Genomic DNA, 23909 nt, shown 5'->3' on the forward strand with positions numbered 1-23909 from the left:
GCATGAAGCTGGCGAGACTGTTGCTGAGCGCCATATGGATGTCATGCCTGGTGGCTGCGGCGCCGGCCATGGGCGCCCCCCCGGACGCGGACGGCATCCTCGGGCGGGTGCGCGACCGCAACGACGGTGATGATGTGTATTCCGACCTGAAGCTGGTCCTCATCGACGAAAAGGGTGGCACCCGTGTCCGCGAGCTGCTCTATCTGCAGCGCGACTACGGCAGGGATGAAAAGCTGACGCTGTATTTCACGGAGCCCTCCGATGTGAAGGGCGTGGCTTTCCAGAGCGTGACCTACGACGAGAAGCTCGGAAAGGACGACGACCAATGGATCTACCTGCCCGCATTCCGGCAGATCCGGCGTATCGCCTCCGCCGACAAGCGAGGCAGCTTCATGGGCAGCGAGTACGCCTACATCGACATGGAGAAGCTGCGCGTGGCGGACTACAGGCAGAAGCTGGTCGGCGAAGAAGTCGTTCTGGGCCAGCCTTGCTGGGTGATCGAGCGCATTCCGGTGAGTGAGGAGGTGATCAACCGGACCGGCTACCACAAGACGGTGGTTTGGGTGGACAAGGCCCACGACATTGTCCTCAAGCAGACCTACTACGACGCCAAGGGCGTCCAGTTCAAGGTCATGACAGTCAAGAAGCTGGAGAAGATCCAGGACATCTGGACCGTGATGGAGAGCCACATGCAGGATCTGGTGAGCCGCAAGGCCTCCAGCCTGATCTTCAGCAACGTGCGCTACAACGTGAGCCTGGCGGACAAGCTGTTCCGCCAAACCATCATGAAGACGGGAGTGGGCAATGCAGACCTACCTGCGCTTCGTTGAGCGCTTCGCGCTCCCTATCCTCGTCGGCCTGCTGGCGATCACGCTCTTTTTCGTCAGCCGGCTGCCGGAGCTGACCGCCGACAGCAATCCCTACCTGCTGCCCGAGAACCATCCAGCGCGCAAGACCATCCTCGACATGCGCAAGGAGTTCACCGGCACCTTCGACGCGGCGCTGATCGGTATCCACAATCCGGCGGGTGTCTTCAACAGGGAAACGTTGGACGCGGTCTATGACATGACGGCCGCGGCACGTCGCATCATCCTGGCGACGGACGACGATCGCCAGCGCCTCGCAGAACTCGGGGCGCGTTTCGGCAAGCAGTCGCCGGCCTGGGCGCGGGCGGTGGAGGATGTGCTTGCCGACGGTCTGACCCAGAACGACTATGCCGAGGCCGAGAAGCTCGCCCCCCTCGCGGAGTCCCTGCCGCTGTCCCAGGCGGAGCGCGACTTCATAGCCTTCCTGCCGAGCCGCCTCAATCCGGTGAAGGAGCTGGCGGGCATGGCCGCCACCGAGAACATCGTGGCGCGCGACGGCGTGCTGGTAGTGCGCAACGCCATTCCCGACAAGCGGACCGATCCGGAGATCATCCGGCGGGAGGTCATGGGCAACCGCATGATGGTCAAGGGCGTCGTGTCCGGCGACGAAACGGTCGCCCTGATCGCTGTCGAGCTGTACCTGAAGCAGGAGGATGCGGAGGGGCAACTGCGCGCTTACGAGGCCTTCCGGAGCATCGTGGCCGACTACGAAAAGGCGCATCCGGCCTTCACCAAGGCCAACCAGACCTATATCGCCGGGGTGCCAATCTTCATCGCGGAGCAGAAGAAGCTCATCGACCGGGACATGGAGACGCTGTTCCCCGTCGTGATCCTGGTGGTCCTGGTGATTCTCGTACTGTTCTTCCGGCGCACTATGGGTGTCTTCCTGCCGCTCGCCAACGTAGTGCTGGCCGCCATCTGGACCCTTGGGCTGATGGCCATCAACCGCGCGCCGCTGGACCTCATCACCAGCGCCTTGCCGGTGTTCCTCGTCACCATCTGCGGTGCCGATGCAATTCACATGATGAACGAGTACTACACCCAGCGTGCCGAGGGGCACCCGGTGAAGGAGGCGGTACGACGTGCGATGCGCGAGATGGTGTCGCCGGTGATCCTCACTACCTTGACCACCATGGCGGGCTTCCTGTTCTCGACTGCAACCAATATCTCCAGCATCCAGTCTTTCGGCATCTACATGGCCATCGGCCTCGTCTTCGCCCAGTTGATTGCACTGCTGCTGGTGCCGGCCTGGATCAATCTCTTCGGTGAAGGGCGGCGCAAGGGAACGCAGGGGGCCAGTACGCCGGAAACCGTCCATCACGAATGGTTGGGCAACGGCCTCGTCGCCGCCTTCCGGAAAGTCATCGCCCACCGTGTGGGCTTCGGCAGCGCCTTTGCGTTGATTCTTGTCCTGGCGGCCTATTCTGCCAGCCAGATCCATGTGGAAGATGCAGGCTCCAGTTATTTCGCGCCCAGCAACCCCTTCCGGCAGGCCGACGATTTCGTGAACAGCCATGTGGCAGGTACCAGTCCAGGCTGGGTTTCGGTAGCTACCGGCCGGCCCGGTGGCGTGCTCAAGCTTGAAACCGTGCGTTTCATCGAAGCACTGGACGATTTCTTGGAGAGCCAGCCCAACGTCACCTATACCTACTCCTTGCCCAAGTACGTGAAGCGGATGAACCTCGTGCTGAACGACATGGACCCGGCCTATGATCGCCTGCCGAACGAATGGGAGAACATCCGCAGCACCGATCCGGAAACCGGAAAGGTTGTGGTCGACAAGGTGAGCGGCGACGAGCTGGTGGCCCAGTCGGTCCTTATGTACGAGAACGGCGGCGGTTCGGATCTGACCAACGTGCTGAACAGCGACTTCTCGAAGGCCATCTCGATGTTCACCATGAACACCACGCGCGCCTCCGAGTACCAGCAAATGCTCAAGGCGCTGGATGCATGGCTGGCGAGCAATACGCCGGCCGGCGTGGAGGTCAGGGTCGGCGGCAGCCCTGTGATCTGGACCGGCGTGCTGCAGGAGATCATTCAGGGGCAGCTGACCAGCTTCCTGCTGGCGCTGTCGGCGGTTACGCTGGTTCTGGTCCTGTGGCTCCGCTCGATCAGTCAGGGAATCCTGGCCGCCTTGCCACTTGCCACGACCATGGTGTGCTATTACGGCTTGATGACGGCGCTGGGGATCGACCTGAATATCGGCACCGCCATCATTTCCTTCCTGGTAGTGGGGATCGTGGATTATTCGGTGCACTACCTGCACCGCATCCAGTCGGCGCGCGCCCAGGGCATGGAGCTGGACGCGGCGCTGCTGCACGCGATCCGCCATTCGGGGCGGTCCATCATCTTCAACGTGCTGGTGTTTTCCCTGGGTTTCTTGACCCTGCTCCTGTCGGAATTCACCCCCATCGTCCACCTGGGCGCCCTGGTGGCCCTCGCGCTGTCGATCAGCGGCTGCCTGTCACTGTTCCTCATCACGCTGTTGGCCCCGGTATTCCTCCGCGGGGCTAGGGGGGCGGCGGACGAGGCGGTCAGCATGCGCTGAGGCAGCACATTCAAGCAATGCGGCATGCCTGCCGCTGAGCACCGCTGAATCGCGGTGCGATCCGGCCCGGAGTTCTCGTTTTCAACAGCGGGGCTCCGGGTTTTTTGCATTTGGAAACCGTTCGCCTTCCGGACGCCCGGGGTGTTCGATGTTGCGTTGCATTAATTCAACCGGAAAACGGACGGGTAATCCGCAAAGAAAACGGGGCTAATTCAAGAGTTTCCGCTTTCATTTTAATTTGTCTTTTATAATCAAATGGTTGGTGGCTTTGCCTGGTGTTGGCATGCCCCTTGCCATATCCCTTGTTGGAAAGTCCAGGTTTGCCGCCGGAAATGGAACGAGTCTTCCAGAGCTGCGGTGATCAATGCCCTGGGGTCCACACGACCACGGTTTCCTTTTCCTTGATAGGGAACGGTTTCAATCCACAAAAGGATGGCAGGAGGTAATGCGGTATGGCATTGCAAATCAATATCGATAACGGTGGGACGCTCACCGATATCTGCATCATGATGGACGACACCGTCAAGAAGACGAAGGTGTTGACCACCCCTTATGACCTGAGCAAGTGCTTTTTCGAAGGGCTGCAGAAAGCGTCGGCGGTGATCTACGGCGAGCAGAACGTCGCCCGCCTGCTGGAAGAAGTGGACCTGATCCGCTATTCCACCACCCAGGGCACCAACGCCATCTGCGAACGCAAGGGGCCGCGCCTGGGCCTGATCATAGACGCCAAGGCCCGCGACCTGCCGGTGCGCCTGGCCGAGCACGATCCGGAGGTTTTCGAGGCGCTGGTGGGTGACCGGGTGGTCTTCCTCGACACCGCGGCGGTGACCGGTGCAGAGGCTGACATCGAGGTCGTCAAGGCGATCAACCAGCTCACTGCGGCCGGTGCCAACCGCCTGGTGGTGAGCTTCGGCGGTGCCGACTTCCTCGACCTGGAAACCCGCTTCAAGAAGGTCGTGCTGCGCAAGTATCCGCGCCATCTGCTGGGCGCCGTGCCGGTGCTCTACGGCAGCGACCTGACCACCGATCGGGACGTGGTCCGCCGCAGCTGGACGGCGTTGATCAACTCCTTCCTGCACCCGGCGATGGAGGCCTTCCTGTTCAATGCGGAAAACCGCCTGCGCGACTACCGCACCAAGAACCCGCTGCTGATCTTCCGCAACGACGGCGACGCGTCCCGCGTCGCCAAGACCGTGGCGATCAAGACCTACAGCTCCGGCCCGCGTGGCGGCATGGAAGGCATGAAGTCCTTCGCCAAGCTCTACAACATGCCGGACGTGGTGGCCATCGACGTCGGCGGCACCACCACCGACATCGGCCAATGCCTGGACAGCAAGGTCGCCGAGGTGCAGCGCGGCCACGTGGAAGGCATCAGCGTGTCCTTCCCGCTGTGCGAGATCATGAGTGCCGGTGCCGGCGGCAGCTCCATCTTCAAGGTGGTCAATAAGCGCATCGTGATCGGCCCCGAGAGCGTCGGTGCGGTGCCGGGCCCGGCCTGCTTCGGCCGCGGTGGCAAGGAAGCCACCATCACCGACGCCAGCCTGCTGTCCGGTCTTTTCGATCCCAAGTCCTTCTTCGGCGGCGGCATGGGCCTCGACCTGGACCGCGCGGCGACGGCAGTCAGCCTGTCCATCGCCCAGCCGCTGGGTATCGGCCTCGACGACGCGCTGCTGCAGATGGAGCACGCCTACGAGGACAAGATTGCGGTCGAGCTGCACCGCTTCACCAAGATCTCCAAAGACACCGTGATGCTCGCCTTCGGCGGCGCCGGCCCGCTCAACGCCTGCGGCGTGGCGGAGAAGGCCGGCATCGACCGGGTTGCGGTACCCAAGCTGGCGGCTGTCTTCAGCGCCTTCGGCATCGGCGCCTGCGACATCTCCCAGCGCTATGCGGTGGTGCTCGAGGAGCGCAGCGAGCAGGCCATTGCGGCGGCCCGCAAGAGTCTCGAGGTGAAGGCCTCCCGCGACATGTTCGCCGAAGGCTTCGGCGCTGGCCAGTACCAGGTGGAAGCCTGGCTGGTGGGCGAGGTGGATGGCGCTGCCGATCTGATCGTGCCGCTCGGCGATGGCAATGCCTTCCCGGCCGAACTGGCCAAGGCCAAGTCCGTTGAGCTGGAGCTGCGTGCCGTCAAGCCGCTGCGCAGCGAAGCCGGCAAGCGTGCCAGCTTCGTCGAAGGCGAACCCGCCCAGGCGGACGGCACCCGCAACGTGCTGACCCGCGGCCAGGGGCGCATCGACGTGCCGGTCTATCGCCTCTCCCAGCTCAAGCCGGGCGACCACGCCGTTGGTCCGGCGATCCTCGAAGAAGACTACTTCACCTGCCGGGTGCTCGATGGCTGGAGCTTCGTCATCAGCGATGCGGGCGACATCCTGCTCAACAGAAAGGGCTGAAAGAAATGAAAGTACCGATGACCGAATACCTGCGCCTCGACCTGGATGCCGAGCAGTGGGAATGCCGCGTCTGCGATCACGTGATCGGCACGGCGAGCAAGAGCTACAAGGAAGGGATGCTGGTCCACAACCGCGACCCGCGCGAAATCCACCCGCCCATCATCGACCCGGAGAAGTACCGCTTTACCTTCAGCCCCGATCCGGACTGGGTGCGCATCCTCGAGTACTACTGCCCCCATTGCGGCACCCAGGTGGAAACCGAATACGCCGTGCCCGGCCATCCGCCCCTCCACGACATGCAGCCCGACCTGCCCGCGCTGCGCGCCCAGTGGGCCAAGCGCGAGGAGCTGAAGGACGCCGTGGTCGGCCCCGCCGTCACCGCCGACAAGGGCCACGGGCACTGAGCGGAACCCCCTGTGAATTTGCCGGCGTCCGCCCCTGCACGAGCAGCGAGGCCCTGGGCGCCAGTACGACAAAATTGAGGAGATAGCATGAGGCGCGTATCAGTCGATATCGGTGGCACCTTCACCGATTGTTTCGTGGTCTGGGATGGCAAGTACATCGAAGCCAAGGCCCTGACCACCCATCACAACCTGGCGCTCGGCTTCAACGAGGCCCTCGGCAAGGCCTGCCACGTCCTGGACCTGGACCTGGAGCGCATCCTGTCGGCGGTGGACTCGGTGCGTTACGCCACCACCCTCGGCACCAATGCGCTGATCGAGCACAAGGGGCCGAAGATCGGCATGCTGGTCACCGCCGGTTTCGAGGCCACCGTGCCGCTCAGCCGGGCCCGTGGCTACGGCGAAGGCCTGGACAACCTGGGCCAGCAGGACATGCCCAACGCCCAGCGCCCCGATCCGCTGGTGCTGCCGCACATGATCTGCGGCGTGCGTGAGCGCGTCGATTTCCAAGGCAAGCTGGTGATGCCGCTGGACGAGGACGACGTGCGCACCCAGATCCGCACGCTGGTGGACAAGGGCGCCGAGATTATCGTCGTGGCGCTGGTCAATGCGGTGGTCAATCCCGACCACGAGCAGCGCATCGAGGAGATCCTGCTCGAGGAATACCCGTCCCACCTGCTCGGCGCGATCCCGGTGATCCTGTCCCACCAGGTGGCGGGGCGGAAGGGCGAGTACGTGCGGGCCACCTCGGCCATCGTCAACGGCTACCTGCACTCCACCATGTACCACGCCCTGTCGGCGCTGGAGCAGAACCTGCGCGCCCACCGCTACGAGAAGCCGATGCTGGTCATCCACAACTCCGGCGGCATGGCCCAGCTCAACTCCACCGACGCGTTGCAGACCATCCACTCCGGCCCGGTGTCCGGCATCGGCGCCTCCGAGCATCTGGCCATGCAGGCCGGCCTCGGCAACGTGGTGGCCACCGACATGGGCGGCACCAGCTACGACATCGGTATCGTCGTGGAAGGCGGCATCAAGCACTACGACTTCAACCCGGTGATCGACCGCTGGCTGGTCTCCGTGCCGATGGTGCACCTGGTCACGCTGGGTGCCGGCGGCGGCTCGGTGGCCAGCTACGACCGCATGTACGACACCGTGAAGTGCGGTCCCGAATCCGCCGGCTCCGACCCCGGCCCGGCCTGCTACGACCGCGGCGGCATGAAGCCGACGGTGACCGACGCCGACCTGATCCTCGGCTACCTGGACCCGAAGAACTACGCCGGCGGCTCGATTCCGCTCAACCCCCGGCGCGCCTCGGCGGCCATCGAGGACGCCCTGTGCGACGACCTGGACTGCTCGGTGGTCGAGGCCGCGCTGCTGATCCGCGAGAAGGTGGACGACAACATGGCCAACGGCCTGTTCACCGAACTGCGGGCCCGTGGCTACGACCCCAAGGACTTCACGATGCTGGCCTACGGCGGCAACGGTCCGCTGCACTGCTGCGGTATCGCCCAGAACCTGGCCATCGACAAGATCCTGGCACCCCCGCTCAGCTCGGTGTTCTCGGCGGTCGGTGCCGGCAACATGCACCAGCTGCACATCCATGAGCAGTCGCTGTACATGGTGCTGTACGACTCCAACACCCGGCACATCTTCGACGACTACGCGCGCTTCAACCGCATCGTCGCCGAGCTGAAGGAGCAGGGCACCCAGGATCTGCTGCGCCAGGGCATCGCCAAGGAAGACATCTGCCACAACCTGGAGCTGGACATGCGCTACGGCAACCAGCTGGTGCAGACCACCGCGGTGATCCCCAAGCACGAGCTGCACGGCCCCACCGATGTGCTGGCGATGATCTCCCAGTTCTCCAACGACTACGGCAAGCGCTTCGGCGAAGGCTCCCAGGCGCCGGAGGCGGGCATCCGCATCAACACCATCCGCGTGGCTGCCTACGTGCGCCACGAGACCGTCCAGTTCGAGGACATCAAGCCGGTGCCCGCCGAGCAGCGCCGGAGTCCGCCGGCCCCGAGCGGCACACGCAAGTGCTACTTCGTCGGCCACGAAGGTTCCTTCGAGACCCCGGTGTGGAGCCGTGCCGCCATCGACCCGGGCGTGCAGATCCCCGGCCCCGCGATCATCGCCTCGGAAGTGACCACCTTCCTGGTGAACCCGGGCTGGAACTTCGTCGCCGCCAAGCAGGGCGCCTCCTGGTTCCTGCGTGCCTGAGCGCCACGTGGATCCGAACCAAGCTAACTAGACGACAGGATTGAAAATGAGCGAAATGAATACGCCGGTTGCGGCCAAGGTGCCCAGCCCCGAGGAAGTGGCGCTGATCAAGAAGTTCCTCAACGACACCACCCTGTTCCTGGGCCCCGACCCGGAGATCATGCAGAACCACGACCTGATGCCGCGCACCGAGGTCGAGGACGAATGCATGCGCAAGGTGGGCGACGCCCATACCATCGCCAAAATCCGCGACCGCATCCAGGCCGGTTGCGACGAAGGCTACGAGATGGTCGAGCAGATGGGCGCCGCCCCAGGCGCCAAGTGGGGCGACGTGATCACCGGGGTGTACTCCGCCTCGGGCGACCTGGCCATCGCCAGTGCCGGCGGCGTGCTGATCTTCTCGGCGCTGGTGCACCACCCGATCAAGTTCATCATCAAGAACTGGGTGAATGATCCGACGGTGGGCGTGAAGGAAGGTGACGGCTTCATCCACAACGACTCCCGCTACGGCAACGTGCACAACACCGACCAGTCGATGATCCTGCCGATCTTCCACGACGGGAAGCTGGTGTGCTGGGTGGCCTCCACGGTGCATGAGGGCGAGAACGGCGCCATCGAGCCGGGCGGCATGCCGTCGATGGCCGAGAGCCCCTGCGACGAAGGCCTCAAGATGTGCCCGTTCAAGGTGGTCGAGAACTACCAGATCAAGCGCGACATCCTGACCTTCCTGCAGAACTCGGTGCGCGAGCCCAAGCTGCAGTACGAGGACATGAAGGTCAAGCTGTTCGCCTGCCTGCGCATCAAGCAGCGCATCGAGGAGACGCTGAACACCGACGGCCCCGCGGCGCTGATCTCCACGCTGCGCACCACCATGGAAAACGTGCGTGCCGAGGTGAAGCGCCGCGTCAGCGAATGGCCCGACATGACCGTGCGGACCTACATCATCCAGGACTCGACGCTGCGCGAGAACTGCGTGGTGAAGATCAACTGCCAGCTCACCAAGACCGGCGACCGGCTGATCTTCGACTTCCGCGGCTCCAGCCCGGAATTCACCAACCGCGCCACCAATACCATCGTCGCCGGCCTCAAGGGCATGCTGGCGCAGGTCTTCCTGTGCTACGTGTGGCCTGATCTGCCGCGCGGCCAGGCAGCGTTTGCGCCGATCGAGGTGATCACCGATCCGCACTCGATCGTCAATTGCTCCTACGACGCGCCGAACTCCCAGAGCCTGATGTCGATCTTCACCGGCTTCACCGCCGGCCAGCACGCGGTCGCCAAGTTCCTGTACAGCTGCCCGGAGAAGTACACCAAGGTCCATGCGCCGACCTTCAACATGATCAACACCTTCATCTGGGGTGGGGTCAGCCAGCACGGCGAGACGCTCGGCAACCTGTGTGCGGACTTGAACGGCATGGGCGCCGGCGCCACCGTGGATCGGGACGGCGAGCATGCGCTGGCGCCGATCTTCGCGACGATGGCGGATATTGGCGAGCAGGAACTCAACGAGGAGGAAGTGCCCTTCCTGCAGCTCGTCTCCAAGAAGATGACCCGCGACGCCATCGCCCCGGGCAAGTACCGCGGCGGCCAGGGCTACACGATGATGGTGGCCACCAAGGACAGCGAGCAGTGGGGCTTCATGACGGTCTGCCAGGGCGCCAAGTTCCCGCCGTTGCAGGGCCTGTTCGGCGGCTACGCCTGCGGCTCCTACCCGCTGTGCAAGGTCAAGGGCGTGGATGTGTACGACGTGCTGATGAACGAGCCGGAGAAGTTCAAGCACTCCATCGAGGAGATCATGAACGAGCAGCCCTTCGAGGGCGCCAGCTACACCACCCACCACATGGGCATGGGCTTCGAGATCTCCAAGCGCGGTGAGCTGTTCATGATCTCCCAGGGCGCGGGCGCCGGTTATGGCGACCTGCTGGAGCGCGATCCGGCCGGCGTGATCCGCGACATCGAGGAAGGCCTGATGTCCCCGGGCGTCGCCGAGCGGCTCTACAAGGTCAAGTTCGACCCGACGACGCTGGCCATCAACCACGAGGCCACCGCCGCCGCCCGCGACGCCGAGCGCAAGGCGCGGATCGCCCGTGGCGTGCCGTACGCCGAGTTCATCAAGAGCTGGAACAAGCCGACCCCGCCGTCCCACCTGGCCTACTTCGGCTGCTGGGGCGACGACGTGAGCAAGCTCTACATGGGCAGCCCCGACAAGTTCCGCGACGCCGACAGCCCGCGTCCCAACTACATGCCCCATCCGAAGGACGTGCGCATCGCCGAACTGGAGAGCCGTCTCGTCGCCCTGGGCGCCATGGGAGGTGAAAAGCAATGAGCCAGAGTCTCGCCGACAGCCTGCCCGGCAACGGTGGCAGCGGCCTCAAGGTGTGGTTGAAGGCTTCGGCCTACACCCGCCGGCTGCTGCTGGGGGAAGGGGGCGACCCGTGGCAGGGCGCAGCCCAGTTCCTGGCCTATTTTTCCCAGGCCCAGGGCCTGTTGCGTCCCGACGTGGCCGTGGTGGAAGTCGGCGAGCTCTTCGATGCCTGGCTGGCGCGCCACCCTGAGGTGCGCGCCGAGCTGGGGTCGAAGCGGCGCCTGTCCTATCCGCTGCGCAAGCTGCTGGAGCAGGAGGCGCCGCGTCAGCTGCTGGCCGAAGTGGTGGAGGCGGTGATCGCCAACCTGCGGGGTCAGACCCCGCTGGTGCTGGCCATGCCATCGCCCAAGCACTGGCTGCTGCATGCCAACCAGCTGGCCGGGCGCAGCGACGTGGAGCTGGACCCGGATGGGATCGAGGATGCCGCGATGTACATGGCGGATCTGCTGCGCGCCGTGTCGGCCAGCCCGGTGGGCGGGGTGCTGCTGGAAGAGCACCCGGATGACGCGACGCTGGGCGAGACGGACCTGGAGCGCTACCGTCCGCTGATCAACGTCGCCCACCACTACCGCTGGTCCCTGGCCCTGCGTCCGCAGGGGGCGGCGGTGGCCGAATCGCCGGTGCTGGCGGAGTTCGACGCGGTGCTGTCGTCGGCCTTCCAGGCCGCTATGCCGGTGTCCACCGGCGTGGATGCCAGCCAGCCCCTGTGGGAGGGGGCGGCGCTGCCGGCCCTGGGCGCGGGTGAGTTCTACTTCGTCGAGATCCCTGAGAGCCAGCGACCCGAGTTTGTCCTGGAAAGCTTGGCCCGCCTCCGGGCCTAGCCTTGACGGGGGATGGAGCGTCCGGCGGTCCATCCCCCGCTTTTTTTTGGGTTTCCACCTTCCGATCTCCATGACGCCTTTTGCCCTGAGCATGCTGACCTGCACGGTTGGCGGCCTGTTGTCCGTGCTGGCCGCCGCCGCAGTGGCGGCGCACTTTGGCCCGCTGCAGCTGGCGCGCCTGGTGAGCTACGCGGTGGGGGCGCTGCTCGGCGCGGCCTTCCTCGAGATCCTGCCCCATGCGCTGGAAGCGTCCGGCGATCCGCGGCAAACCAGTGCCCTGATCCTCGCCGGTGTGCTGCTGTTCTTCCTGCTGGAGAAGTTCGCCACCCTGTGGCATCTAGGGCATTACAGATCCCACGAGACCGTGCCCCACGGGGAGGTCGGTCACGGTGCGGGCGGACATCAGCGCAGTGGCATGCTGGTGATGCTTGGCGACAGCTTCCACAACTTTGTCGATGGACTGGTGATCGCTGCGGCCTTCACCGAAAGTGTGCCGCTCGGCCTGATCACCGCCGCAGCCATCATCGCCCACGAGATTCCGCAGGAACTCGGCGATTTCGTAGTCCTGCTCCATGCGGGTTTCAGCCGCCGTCGGGCGCTGGCCTTCAACCTGTTCTCCAGCCTTGCGATGGCGGCTGGGGCACTGCTCGCCCACGTCGCCTTGCCCGCGGTGCGTGGCGCCGTGCCGGTGCTGCTGGCACTGGCCTGCGCCAGCATGCTCTATGTGGCTGGCGCAGGGCTGATGCCCGGTCTGCACCGCCGTACCCGCCTGGCTGCGACCCTGGAGCAGAGCGTGCTGATCATGGCGGGGGCGCTGTCCATTGGTGGTGCGCATTTCCTCGTTGAATACGCCGGTATTTCCTGATTCGCAAATCGCCAGTTCTCATTTGTCGTATTTCATGCAGCAGGGGCCTTTGTGGCCCCTCTTTTATTTGCCTTCGGACGGAAGCGTCCGAACGTCGTTCGATGGTCCGACGCATTCTCGGACGCTGTCAATCGGATTGCTGCTACGCCGCAAATTGGGTCGTTGCTGGGTTGTGATTTTAAGCTAATGAATTTAATGAATTAATTATTAATTTTCTTATTGGCATCCTAGTTGCTAATTCCATTCCAAGGAGGCGTTCGATTGGTTGGTCAAATCTGGATACCAATCGGACGGATATAAGACGGCGCTTGCGGCCATCGCAGGAAGTCAATTCCGACAATAAACGCGCCTCCGCGGCGGCATGCGGGGCGTTCTCCGAATTCAAATCCACAAATCCAATGAATGGGAATGGAGACACCATGGAGACATATTTTTCCTGTCGTGTTGCTTGCGGGCTTCCGGGCTCGGGGGACGGGCATGCTTAAGGCCATCAACAAACTCGGCAAGGGGGCGCGGATGGTCGGGGCGGTGGGGACTTCGTCCCTGCCGGTGGTGATCATCGGTGGTCTGCTCTACGCGGCCTTCTTCGTGAAGGCTGAGCCCACCACCGGCGAACTGAAGGTCCGTCCGCTGGAGCGGCGTGATGCCTTCTACGGTGTGGTGGCTCCCGGCGCGGCGACCCTGTGGGCGGCCGGCTCCAACGGCAAGATCGTGCGCAGCGAGGATGGCGGCAAGACCTGGGGGGTGCAGGACAGCCCGGTGGTGTCCCACCTGCAGTCGATCTCCGCGTGGGATGCGCAGCGCGCGGTGGCGGTCGGCAACCGCGGCCTGGTGGTGGTGACGGAGGACGGCGGCAAGACCTGGAAGGAGGTCAAGGTGCCTCACTCGGAGGTCGCCAACAAGCTGCTGCAGGTGCACACCTACGCGGATGGGGTGGCGTGGGCGGTCGGTGAGCTGGGGGCGGTGCTGAAGACCGCTGATTACGGCGCCACCTGGACCCGCGCGTTGGAGGAGAAGGACCAGGCCTGGAACGATATCGCCTTCATCGGTCAGGCGGGCTGGCTGGTCGGCGAGTTCGGCCAGATCCAGCGGACTACCGATGGCGGGCAGACGTGGGCGTCGGTGCAGAGCCCGGTGAAGACCAGCCTGATGTCGGTGAGCTTCCGCGACGCCCTGCATGGCGTCGCGGTGGGGCTGGCCGGCACGGTGTTGGTCAGCAATGACGGCGGCGAGAGCTGGAAGGACGTGCCACCCCTGACCCGCGAGCACCTCAACTGCGTGATCTGGGATGGTTCCGGCTGGGTGGCGGTGGGTGACAAGGGCATCCGCGTGAGCGCCGGCTCCGAGGCCGACAACTGGAAGGCCGGTCGCATCTCCGACCAGGACCTGTCCTGGCACACCCAGATCGTCAAGGTCGCCGACGACTACGTGCTGGCGGGCGCCAACCTGGCGCTGCTGCACAAGGACGAGTTGCGCATCCTCGGCCGCGACTGACGCTTCCAAACCCAAGACAAGGAAACAGGAATGAAAAACGCGACGTTCAGGGCGCTGGCGCGCCTGATCGATCTGATCCTGCAGTACCGGGTGATGGTGGTGTCGGCCATCATCGGCTTCACCTGCGTGATGGCCTACCTGGCCGCGCAGATCGAGGTGAAGACGGTCTTCAGCGACCTGCTGCCCCGCAACCATCCCTACGTGGAGGTGAACAACCGCTTCAAGCAGACCTTCGGCGGCTCCAACATGGTCAGCATCATGCTGGAGGTGGAGCAGGGCGATGTGTTCAACATGACCGTGCTGAAGAAGGTCCAGCAGATCACCCAGGCGCTGCAGAAGGTGGAGGGCGTGGATACCTACCAGATCGCCTCGCTGGCCTCCAAGAAGATGAAGGAGGTCCGCGCCTCCACCGAGGGCATCGAGTCGCGGCCGCTGATGTGGCCCGGCCTGCCCAAGGACGCCGGCGAGATCGCCACGCTGCGCGAGGCGGTGCTCAACAACCCGCTGGTGTATGGACCCTACGTGTCCATCGACATGCGGGCCACGCTGATCACCGCCGATTTCACCGATGGCGCGGTGGATTATGTGAAGGCCTACAAGCAGATCGAGGAGATCGCCGACGCGGCGCGCGGCGACGGGGTGCTGGTGCGGGTGGTCGGCGAGCCGATCCTGTACGGCCTCGTCAATCACTACCTGGGCGAGACGCTGCAGATCTTCATGGTCACCGTCGGCGCGCTGGTGGTCTTGCTGCTGCTCATCACGCGCACCTGGCACGGCACCTTCCTGCCGCTGACCACCGGCCTGGTCAGTGCGATCTGGGCGTTGGGGGCGGCCAAGCTGATGCATTTCCACCTGGACCCGCTGGTCATCGTGGTGGCTTTCCTGATCACCGCGCAGGCCATCTCCAACTCGGTGCAGCTGGTGTCGCGCTTCGATGATGAAGTCGCGGCCGGTGCCACCTCGGCGGGGGCGGCGGCGCGGGCCGCGCTGCTCAACCTGTTCAAGCCGGGCATGCTGGCCATCGTCGCCGATGCCGGCTGCGTGCTGGTGGTGGCGCTGACGCCGATCCCGATGCTGGAGAAGATCTCCTACATCGGCACGGTGTGGATCCTGTCCATCATGCTCAGCGCGATGGTGCTGACGCCGGTGCTGTTGTCCTGGTGCGGGGTACGCAAGCGCTACGCCCATCCGATCAATGTCTATCCGCTGCTGCAGAAGGTCCTCGGCCTGTGTGCGGCCATCGTCACCTCGAAGCTGCGCTTCGCGGTGGTGATCGGTGCGACGCTGGCCTTCGTGGTGTCCGGCCTGTACGCCTTCAAGCTGAAGGTCGGCGACGCCAATCCGGGCTCGCCGATCCTGTGGCCGGATTCCACCTACAACAAGGATGCGACGGCGATCAACCAGAAGTTCCAGGGCTCCGACCGCATGTTTGTGGTAGTGGAGGGCAAGAAGGAGGGTGCGCTGAAGGAGCCGAGCGTGCTGGAGGGCATGGAGCGCTTCCAGAAGTACATGGAGGCCCAGCCCGAGGTCGGCGGCAGCATCTCGCTGGCCGACATCCTGCCGGCGGTGAAGCGGGTCGTGCGTGAAGGCAATGCGCGCTACCAGGAGCTCGGCGGCAGCGCCGACGAGAACGGCGAGCTGGTCTACATGTTCGTCTCCGGCGCCGACCCCGGCGACATGGACCGCTTCGCCGACCCGCAGGCCAAAAACGGCGCGGTGACCCTGTTCTTCCGCGACCACCAGGGCGAGACGATCCGTACCGCCATCGCCCGCGTGAAGGAGTACGTGGCGGCCCACAAGCTGCAGGACGCGGAGTTCCTGCTCGCCGGCGGCCTGGTCGGGGTGCTGGCGGCGGTCAATGAGGTGATCCTCGCCGGGCAGATTGAATCCATCGCTTTTGCCCTGCTGGTGCTGGTTGCCTGCTGCATGTTCACCTACCGCTCCACGGTGGCCGGCATGTTCTTCATGGTGCCGGTGCTGCTGTCCAACACGCTGACCTTCAGCTACATGGCCTGGAAAGGCATCGGCATGAACATCAACACCCTGCCGGTGGTGGCCCTGGGCATCGGCCTCGGCGTCGATTACAGCTTCTACATCGTCGATGGCATCCGCGAGGAGCTGCTCCACCACAAGGACGTGGGCCGTGCCATCGTCAAGTCCATCGCCACCTCCGGCAAGGGCGTGCTGATCACCGCGCTGACCCTGGTCACCAGCGTCGTGCTGTGGAGCTTCTCGTCCCTGCGCCTGCAGGCCGACATGGGTGTGCTGATCGCCATCTGGCTGTTCATCTCGGCGGCCTCCGCGCTGTTCCTGATGCCGGCGATGGTTTACGTCTTCCGGCCGGAGTTCATCGTCGGCTCCAAGCGCCATCCCATCGAGCAGGCCGTCGCGGCCGAACCGATCCAGGCCGTCTGATTTTCCCGTCGTACCCGTCTCCATCCCCCGGCGCAGCCGCGCCAGGGGGCGGGGCAAGTCTTGTCCACAACAACAGAAGCGGAGGTGACACATGAAGGCAAACAGAAGGCTGGCGCTCGCCGTCAGCGCGGCCCTCGGCCTGGGATCGGCCTATCTGCCGGCCCATGCCGAGGACGCGGCGGCGGCCGACCAGGACGGCAACTATTTCCACATCGGCGGTTATGTGCGCGGCTGGGCGGCGTTCAACCTGCAGGACATCCCGGAAACCAAGGGCAACGACAAGGGCAAGCTGTCGATGCTGCGCGGCTCGCTGCTGCTCGACGCGGACGCGGCCACCGGCCCGATCAAATGGAAAGCGGTGGCGCGCGTGGATCGCGAAGCGATGACGCCCTACCTGCGCGACCTGGAGGAACTGCGCAAGATCAACGGCACCACCGGTGGCGACCATTCGAGCATCCTCGACAACTACAACAACGGTGACCTGCGCGAGTTCTGGGGCGAGTTCAAGGCCGGCGAGCGGGCCACCTTCCGCATCGGCAAGCAGCAGATCGTGTGGGGCGAGTCGGACTTCTTCCACGCGATGGACGTGGTGCACGGCTATGACATGAGCTGGCGCCTGTTCTTCGAAGGGGAGAACGAGGAGTGGCGCAAACCCCTGTGGCTGGCCAGCGTGAAGCTCGACGTGCCGGAAGCCGCTGGCCAGATCCACGCCTACGTGCGACCGGGTCTGGACCGCTGCAAGGACATCGGCAACACCTACGATATCCGCGGCGGACGCTGGTTCTTCCAGCCCTACCGGGGCTTCGACCTGTCGGCGGTGACCACCAACGACTGCAAGCACCCGGAAGGCAACAAGGACGACTGGACCGGCGGCATCCGCTGGTCCGGCGAGGCGGGTTCCCTCAACTACTCGCTGGCCTACGTGAAGACCTTCGCCGCCGACCCGGTGGCCAACTCCGTCTATGCGCCGTGGAAGAAGGTGCCGAGCGGCCCGCTGTTCGACCTGATCCATCCCAAGATCGACGTCTTCGGCGCTACCGTCAGCGGCTACTCGGCGACCTTCGACACGGTCTTCAGTGCCGAAGTCGCCTACACCAAGGACCAGCCCTTCAACGTGGGGACCGGCGGGCTCACCGATCCGACCCTCGGCGCGGCGGCGGGCCTGGGCCTGGGCGGGATCAAGCTGAAGGACACCGTGACGACGATGCTGCGGGCCGACAAGAACCTGCACTTCGAGAGCCTGCTCGGTACCAACCGGCCGTCCTTCTCGTCCGTGCAGGTCTTCGACACCTGGATCCGTGACCACAAGTCTTCGGAAGACCTGGTCCGCCTGTTCGCCTACGGTGCGCCGCTCACCGAGCACAACACCATCCTGACCGCTTTCACGGTGCTCAACTACAAGGGCGACACCATCAATCCGGGTATCGCGGTCGGCGTCGACGTCAGCCATGGCGGCGGTTTCGTGATTCCCAGCATCGACCTGGTCCTCGGCGACAAATGGCGCGCCAAGGCCGAGGCCGACATCTTCTGGACGTCCGGCCACACCAGCAAGGCTTTGTTCGACCCCAATCCCGGCGTGCAGTTGTTCGGTTACTTCGCCAACAACAGCCAGCTCACCTTCCGTTTGACCCGTCAGTTCTAAATTCCACAGAGGAGACAACACGATGAACGCAACAACAAAAGTTAATCCGGCCCGCCGCAGGTTCGCCTGTCAGGCCCTCGCCATCGGCCTCGGCGCCAGCTTCGTCGGCCTGGCCCAGGCTGGTGAGCTGCAGGCCGGCTTCGTCATCACCAAAGACAACTACGACAAGATCAAGAACGAGACCTTCGAAGGCAAGACCATCGCCAGCATGGTGCCCGACAAGCTCGAAACGATGATCAAGAAGCACGGCCTGACCATCAAGCTGGCCAACTCGAAGAAGATCGAGATGGACCCGAAATACGTCAGCGCCACCAAGGAGAACGTGAAGAACGTCAAGTTCGACCCGGCCACCCGCACCATGAGCGGCTGGAAGTCGGGCATGCCCTTCCCGCCGGAAACCATCAAGCTCGACGATCCGACCGCCGGCGACAAGGTGATCTGGAACCTGCGTGCCGCGACCTACGGCGCGACGATGGACCTGCGCGACATCTCCTTCGTGTTCATCAGCGGCGCCACCGGCGTCGAGCGTGTGCAGCGCTGGCAGTCCCGCCGCTACTACATGGAAGGCCGCCTGGACGGCGGCCCGGTCAGTGAAGGCGACGGCAGCATCGCGCAGAAGACCTACCTGTTCGCCACCAGCCCGCAGGACATCCGTGGCCTCGGCACCTTCTCGGTCCGCTACAACGACCCGACCTCCGCCAAGCCCGACGACACCTGGGCCTACCTGAAGTCGGTGCGGCGTACCCGCCGTCTGTCCGGCGGGGCATGGATGGACCCGATCGGCGGCACGGACCAGCTCTACGACGACTGGGACATCTGGGATGCCTTCCCGACCAAGTACCGGGCCAACAAGCTGATCGGCAAGCGCTGGGTGCTGGCCGTCGCCCACAGTCCGCTGGTCAGCGTGGACGCCAAGAAGCGTGACACGCCGGAGGAGTTCCCGTCCGTCGGCCTGACCGAGGCGCCGTACTACTTCCCGGCCAAGCACATCGAATGGGAGCCCCGCGAGGTGTATGTGGTGGAAGGCACGCCGCCGCCGGAGCACCCCTACAGCAAGAAGGTGGTGTACATGGAAGTGAACTTCCCGCGTCCCTACCTCGGCGAGATGTATGACCAGAAGGGCGAGTTCTGGAAGTTCATGATCTTCCAGAACCGCCCGGATATCGGCGATGACGGCTACAAGGCGGTGATGCCGGTGGTCGGCCACGTCATCGACGTGAAGCGCAACCACTCCACCACCTGGTCTTCCAACATGAAGGCCAACCCGAAGGGCGTGAAGGAGAACGACGTCTCCCTCAGCAAGCTCGAGGAAGTGGCGACCGGCGGCAAGTAAGCACCCATCCGCCCTCGTCAGCCCCCACAGAGCCGGCCTCTTGTCCGGCTCTGTGGGGGCTTTTTTTGGCGCACTGCAAAATAAAGTTTGACGTACTTAGATTACTTGTCTATTATTCGGCCTCTCCAGACGCGGGGTGGAGCAGTCTGGCAGCTCGTCGGGCTCATAACCCGAAGGTCGCAGGTTCAAATCCTGCCCCCGCAACCAGATTCAACAAAAAGCCCAAGCATTCGTGCTTGGGCTTTTTGCTTTTGCGCGTGCCTGTCCGTCGTGGAGGATTCATGTGCGCCATGAATGATCGGCCCGCCGCAGCGGGCCGGGATGAGGCTCAGAACTTGAAGACGAACCCGGTCTGGATGCCGTCGATGCGCTGTCCGGTGCGGTCGGTGCCGGAGAAGGTCTTGGTCAGGCCGGCGGAGCCTGCCGGGCCCCAGTTGCCGTTCTGCTGGTTGTCGATGGAATCGAGCAGCGCGTAGAGCATCACGTTGCTGTTGAGGTCGTAGTAGCTGGCCAAGGCCCAGCCCTTGGAACCCTTGGACTGGCCGGTGGTGTCCTTGATGGTGCCCCACAGGCCGCCGACGCGCCACTGGGGCGTGACGCGGTAGTCGGCGGAGAGCTGGTAGATCTCGTAGAAGATGTCCAGGCCGGTGCCGGGCAGGCCCGCGTTGAGGGAGCCGCTGGCGCTGCCGGTCGGGTTGTTGCCGACGATGTTGCCGCCGACGTTGCTCAGCGCGCCGCTGCCGTTGCCGTTGGCGCCGCCGTTGTTGGAGCGCACGAAGGCGGCGTAGAGCTTGCCGCGGCCGTAGTCGTAGTTGGCGTAAAAGCTGTGGTACTCGGCGTTCTTCTTCACCGTGCCCTTGTAGTCGGGGCGGCCCTCGATGCCGGCGTAGCCGATGCGGAACGGACCGTAGAGGTAGTCCAGCGCGAACTGGTAGACCGCCATGTTGCTGGGGCTGATGTTGCTGGTGGTGGTCGCCGTGCCGGCCACCGGATTGGCACCGGCGAAGGCATAGTGGGCCTCGGCCAGCAGGCCGTTCCAGCGCGGCGAGATCCATGACAGGTCGCCGTCGTAGCGCGACGGCACGCCGAAGTTGTTGACCATCGAGCCCAGGGTGCGCGAGGTCAGATCGAAGTAGTCGCCGCGGGCGAAGATCGCGGTGTTCTGGCGGCCGAGGCGGAAATCGCCGTAGGGGGTCTGCACGCCGGCCCAGGCCTGGCGGTCGAACAGGCGGCCGCTGGTGGTGAGGCCGGTGCTGCTGGCGTTGGCGGTGTCGGCGGCGCTGCCGTTGGTGAGGTTGAAGCCCTGCTCGAGCTGGAACTTGGCGATGTAGTCGGGGGCGATCGCCCGCTCACCCTTGAAGCCGATGCGGCTGCGCAGGGCCGCGCCGTCCTGGGCGGAGGCGATGGTGGCGCCCGAGCTGCTCTTCATGTAGTTGAGGTATTCGTCGAGGTTGCCGTACAGCGTGACGGTGCCACCACCGACGTTGAGGCTCAGCGGGCTTTGCGCGGTGCCTACGGTGACGCCGGAGGCCGCCGACGCACCCGCCGGGACGACCGCCTTCACGGTCGCGGCCTGCTTCTGGTTGTCCTCCATCTTCTCGATGCGGGACTGCAGGGCCTGCAGCTGGGCCTTGAGCTCTTCGAGCTCACCGGCGACTGCGATGCGGGGGCCGGCAAGGGTGGTGATGCCGGCGAGCACCAGCAGGGCGGGCAGGGTCTTTTGTCGGATCATGGATGTCTCCTCTGTCTTTGTTGTGCCAGCTCGCGGGGCCTGGCTTGTGTGGGATTGCTGCCGGCGCTTGTCTCCCGGGCCGGCTGCGGGTACTCGGGCCTTTCCGGCTTAGCTACGAGCTCGCGCCACCGCATGCTTGGCGGCGCGGTAGCCGAACACCAGGCCGGGGCCGATGGTGATGCCCGGCGCCGTATACACCCCGCCCATGATCGAGTGCATGTCGTTGCCGACCGCGTACAGCCCGCCGATGGGCTGCTCCGTGCCGTCCAGCACGCGGGCGTCCACATCCGCCGCGAGGCCGGTGGAGGCGCCGATGTCGCCGGGGTAGAGGCGTACCGCGTAGAACGGGGCTTCGCTCAGTGCGCCCAGGTTGGGGTTGCGGCCGGGCCAGGTGGCGTCGCCGATGTTCTGCTGGTAGGCCGTTTCGCCACGTCGGAAATCCGGATCGACGCCGCTCTCCGCATAGGCCTTGATCTTGGCGACGCTGGCCTGCAGCCGTGCCGGATCGATGTCCAGCTTGCGGGCAAGTTCCGCGATGCTGTCGGCCTCGGTCAGGTAGCCGTCGGCAATGAAGGGACCGAGCCCGCTGCCGCCGGGCCGCACCATGCCGAGGCCGTACTTGCGTAGCGCGCGGGCATCGCAGATCAGGTAGGCCGGCACGTCGGCGGCCGTGTTGCCGTCCGCCAGGCTCTGCTGCATGCGCAGCGCGAACAGGTGGTAGGACGTGCTCTCATTGACGAAGCGGTCGCCGGCCTGGTTGACCGTCAGCATGCCCGGCTTGGCCCGGTCCATCACGAAGTGCGGGAAGGCCGCGGTGCTGCCGTCCGCCCGCTTGCGCAGCGACACCGGCGCCCAGAAGGCATTGGTGTCGTGGCTCGGGCCGTAGTGGGCACCGAGCCCGCGGGCCAGTTCCTGGGCCTGGCCGGTGTGGCCGGGGGCGGCCGGGCACCAGCTCATGTCCACCTCGCCGAGCATTGCCTTGCGCAGTGCCGGGCTGCGGTTGAAGCCGCCGCTGGCGAGGATCACGCCGCCCTTCACCTGCACGCGGCGCTGCTGCCCCTGTTGGGACAGGGTGATCGCCTCCACGCCATCGGCACCGCGTTCGATGTCGGTCACCGCGGTATTGAGCGCCAGGCTCACCTTGTCGTGTTGCGCGAGGGAATACAGCAGGCGGGCCACCAGCGCGTTGCCCATCACCAGGCGCGTGCCGCGGGAGTGGCCGAGGCGGTCGCGGGCGTGGCGCAGGATGATCTTCAGCGAGTGCCGGAAGGACGCCAGCGACTGGGTCATGCCGAGCAGGTGGTTGATGTCGTTGCGGTCCACCATCATGCCGCCGAGTACCGTGAATTCCGGGATCGGCGGGCGGATCAGCGCGAACAGTTCACCGAGCAGGCGCCCGTCGAAGGGCATCGGCTCCAGCGCCCGGCCGGTCAGCGTCGAGCCGGCCAGGTCGGAGATGTAGTCCGGGTGCTTGGCGTAGGGGCGGTATTTGACCTCCGACTGCGTCTCTATATAGCGCACCGCCTCCGGGCCGGTTTCCAGGAAGGCCTGGCGCAGTGCGGCGGGGCTGCGTTCGCCGACGGCGTTGTCCAGGTAGTGGGCGGCGTCGGCCAGCGTATCGGTCGGATTGACCTTGGCGGAATGGTGGGTGCCGGGCACCCAGGTGGTGCCGGCGGACAGCGCGGTGGTGCCGCCGACGTAGGCGGTGTGTTCCACCAGCAGCACGCGGGCACCCTCGATGGCGGCGACCAGCGCCGCCGACAGGCCAGCGCCGCCGGCGCCGATCACCACCACGTCGTAACTTTGCGGCTCGGCCAGGTCGGCGAGCCGTGTGATGACTTGCATGTCACTCACCCAGCAGGAAGTCGACCATCAGGTCGCAGACCCGGCCGAACATGTCGGCGCCGGTGGAGGTGCCGCAGCCGAGGGCCCGGGCGGCGGCGATCAGCGGGGTGATCGCCGGGGCGGTGATCACGCAGCCGACGAAGGTCTGCGGCGTCAGCTTGCTGACGTCGAGGGGGTAGGGGTCGCCGTCCTTCATGCCGACCGGGGTCGCGTTGATCACGATGTCGAAGCCGCTGGGATCGGGGCTGCCGTGGCTGACCGGGCATTGGCCTAGGCTGGCTAGGCGGTCCACCAGCGTGGTGCGGCGGGCGGTGTCTTCGTCATGGATCGCCAGCGCGCTGACGCCGGCCACCACCAGTGCGTGGGCAATCGCCGAACCTGCGCCGCCGGCGCCGACCAGCAGCGCCTTCTTGCCCTTCGGCTCGCAGCCCCGGTCGCGCAGCGCGGACACGTAGCCGAGGCCGTCGAACATGTCGCCATGCCAGCTGCCGTCCGGGTTGCGGCGCATCACATTGACCGTGTGCAGGAAGGCGGCCCGCTCGGAGGTCGTCGCGCACAGATCGAAGCAGGCGAACTTGTGCGGCACGGTGACGATGATCCCGTCCACGTTCTGGGCCAGGGACACGCCGTCCAGCCAGGCGGCCAGCTTGGCGGGCGCCACGTGGGCGGGCATCACGTAGGCGTTGCGGTCATGGGCGTGGAAGGCCTGGGTAACGCCGGCTGGCGACTTCACCTGGGCGATCGGGTCGCCGACGATGAAGTGAACGCGGGTGGCTCCGTTGAGGGGCTGCGACATGGTTTTGTCTCCGTTGTGGGTGTCAGGAGATTCCATTCTACAAAAAACGGAACAAGATTCCACTATTGAATCTAGTTCCGTTTTATCTATAATTCGATCGTCCGCCCGCCATGGGGTTGCAGGTCCCGGATAAATCCGGCAGGTAAGAGCCTGGCAAACCCAACCTCATCGCG

15 protein-coding genes and 1 tRNA gene are annotated in these 23909 nt (G+C 65.0%); 13 read left to right on the top strand and 3 right to left on the bottom strand.

The window, feature by feature from the left end:
- Positions 1–2: 2 nt before the first annotated feature.
- The 13 genes from AC1PQG_RS03980 (at position 3) to AC1PQG_RS04040 (ending at position 19570) form a co-directional block, all read left to right on the top strand.
- Positions 3–830: an outer membrane lipoprotein-sorting protein gene (locus tag AC1PQG_RS03980; RefSeq protein ID WP_481121364.1), complete on the top strand. Its 828-nt coding sequence runs from the start codon at positions 3–5 to the stop codon at positions 828–830.
- Positions 805–3414, top strand: a complete 2610-nt coding sequence (locus AC1PQG_RS03985) for an efflux RND transporter permease subunit (RefSeq protein ID WP_481121365.1) — start codon at positions 805–807, stop codon at positions 3412–3414. The genes AC1PQG_RS03980 and AC1PQG_RS03985 overlap by 26 nt, the downstream gene beginning before the upstream one ends.
- A 452-nt stretch (positions 3415–3866) precedes the next feature.
- Positions 3867–5804 (top strand): hydantoinase/oxoprolinase family protein, encoded by a 1938-nt coding sequence (locus tag AC1PQG_RS03990; RefSeq protein WP_481121366.1) that lies wholly within the window; start codon positions 3867–3869, stop codon positions 5802–5804.
- A 17-nt stretch (positions 5805–5821) separates the two neighbouring features.
- The gene (locus tag AC1PQG_RS03995; protein ID WP_079436260.1) at positions 5822–6208 is read left to right on the top strand and encodes an acetone carboxylase subunit gamma; all 387 of its coding nucleotides are present in this window, start codon (positions 5822–5824) and stop codon (positions 6206–6208) included.
- Between the two features lie 87 nt (positions 6209–6295).
- A complete protein-coding gene (locus tag AC1PQG_RS04000; RefSeq protein WP_481121367.1) occupies positions 6296–8431 on the top strand; it encodes a hydantoinase/oxoprolinase family protein in 2136 nt (711 codons plus the stop codon).
- A gap of 46 nt (positions 8432–8477) precedes the next feature.
- Positions 8478–10754, top strand: a complete 2277-nt coding sequence (locus AC1PQG_RS04005) for a hydantoinase B/oxoprolinase family protein (RefSeq protein WP_481121368.1) — start codon at positions 8478–8480, stop codon at positions 10752–10754.
- Positions 10751–11614 carry a hypothetical protein gene (locus AC1PQG_RS04010; RefSeq protein WP_481121369.1) on the top strand — a complete coding sequence of 288 codons (864 nt, stop codon included), beginning with the start codon at positions 10751–10753 and terminating at the stop codon, positions 11612–11614. The genes AC1PQG_RS04005 and AC1PQG_RS04010 overlap by 4 nt, the downstream gene beginning before the upstream one ends.
- A gap of 70 nt (positions 11615–11684) precedes the next feature.
- Positions 11685–12479 carry a ZIP family metal transporter gene (locus AC1PQG_RS04015; RefSeq protein ID WP_481121370.1) on the top strand — a complete coding sequence of 265 codons (795 nt, stop codon included), beginning with the start codon at positions 11685–11687 and terminating at the stop codon, positions 12477–12479.
- Between the two features lie 477 nt (positions 12480–12956).
- Positions 12957–13973, top strand: a complete 1017-nt coding sequence (locus AC1PQG_RS04020) for a WD40/YVTN/BNR-like repeat-containing protein (protein WP_481121371.1) — start codon at positions 12957–12959, stop codon at positions 13971–13973.
- A 30-nt stretch (positions 13974–14003) separates the two neighbouring features.
- The gene (locus AC1PQG_RS04025; protein ID WP_481121372.1) at positions 14004–16388 is read left to right on the top strand and encodes an efflux RND transporter permease subunit; all 2385 of its coding nucleotides are present in this window, start codon (positions 14004–14006) and stop codon (positions 16386–16388) included.
- 91 nt (positions 16389–16479) lie between these two features.
- Positions 16480–18030, top strand: a complete 1551-nt coding sequence (locus AC1PQG_RS04030; protein ID WP_481121373.1) for a DUF1302 family protein — start codon at positions 16480–16482, stop codon at positions 18028–18030.
- A 22-nt stretch (positions 18031–18052) separates the two neighbouring features.
- Positions 18053–19363 (top strand): DUF1329 domain-containing protein, encoded by a 1311-nt coding sequence (locus AC1PQG_RS04035; protein WP_481121374.1) that lies wholly within the window; start codon positions 18053–18055, stop codon positions 19361–19363.
- A 130-nt stretch (positions 19364–19493) separates the two neighbouring features.
- Positions 19494–19570: transfer RNA gene (locus AC1PQG_RS04040), tRNA-Met, on the top strand.
- A 121-nt stretch (positions 19571–19691) separates the two neighbouring features.
- Here AC1PQG_RS04040 and AC1PQG_RS04045 read toward each other — a convergent pair.
- The 3 genes from AC1PQG_RS04045 to AC1PQG_RS04055 form a co-directional block, all read right to left on the bottom strand.
- Positions 19692–21095: a porin gene (locus AC1PQG_RS04045; protein WP_481121375.1), complete on the bottom strand. Its 1404-nt coding sequence runs from the start codon at positions 21093–21095 to the stop codon at positions 19692–19694.
- A gap of 108 nt (positions 21096–21203) precedes the next feature.
- Positions 21204–22940: an FAD-dependent oxidoreductase gene (locus tag AC1PQG_RS04050; RefSeq protein ID WP_481121376.1), complete on the bottom strand. Its 1737-nt coding sequence runs from the start codon at positions 22938–22940 to the stop codon at positions 21204–21206.
- Between the two features lies 1 nt (position 22941).
- On the bottom strand, positions 22942–23736 hold the full coding sequence (locus tag AC1PQG_RS04055) for a shikimate dehydrogenase family protein (RefSeq protein ID WP_481121377.1): 795 nt from the start codon (positions 23734–23736) through the stop codon (positions 22942–22944).
- Positions 23737–23909 lie beyond the last annotated feature (173 nt).

This window comes from Zoogloea sp. GDB6 (assembly GCF_056724105.1).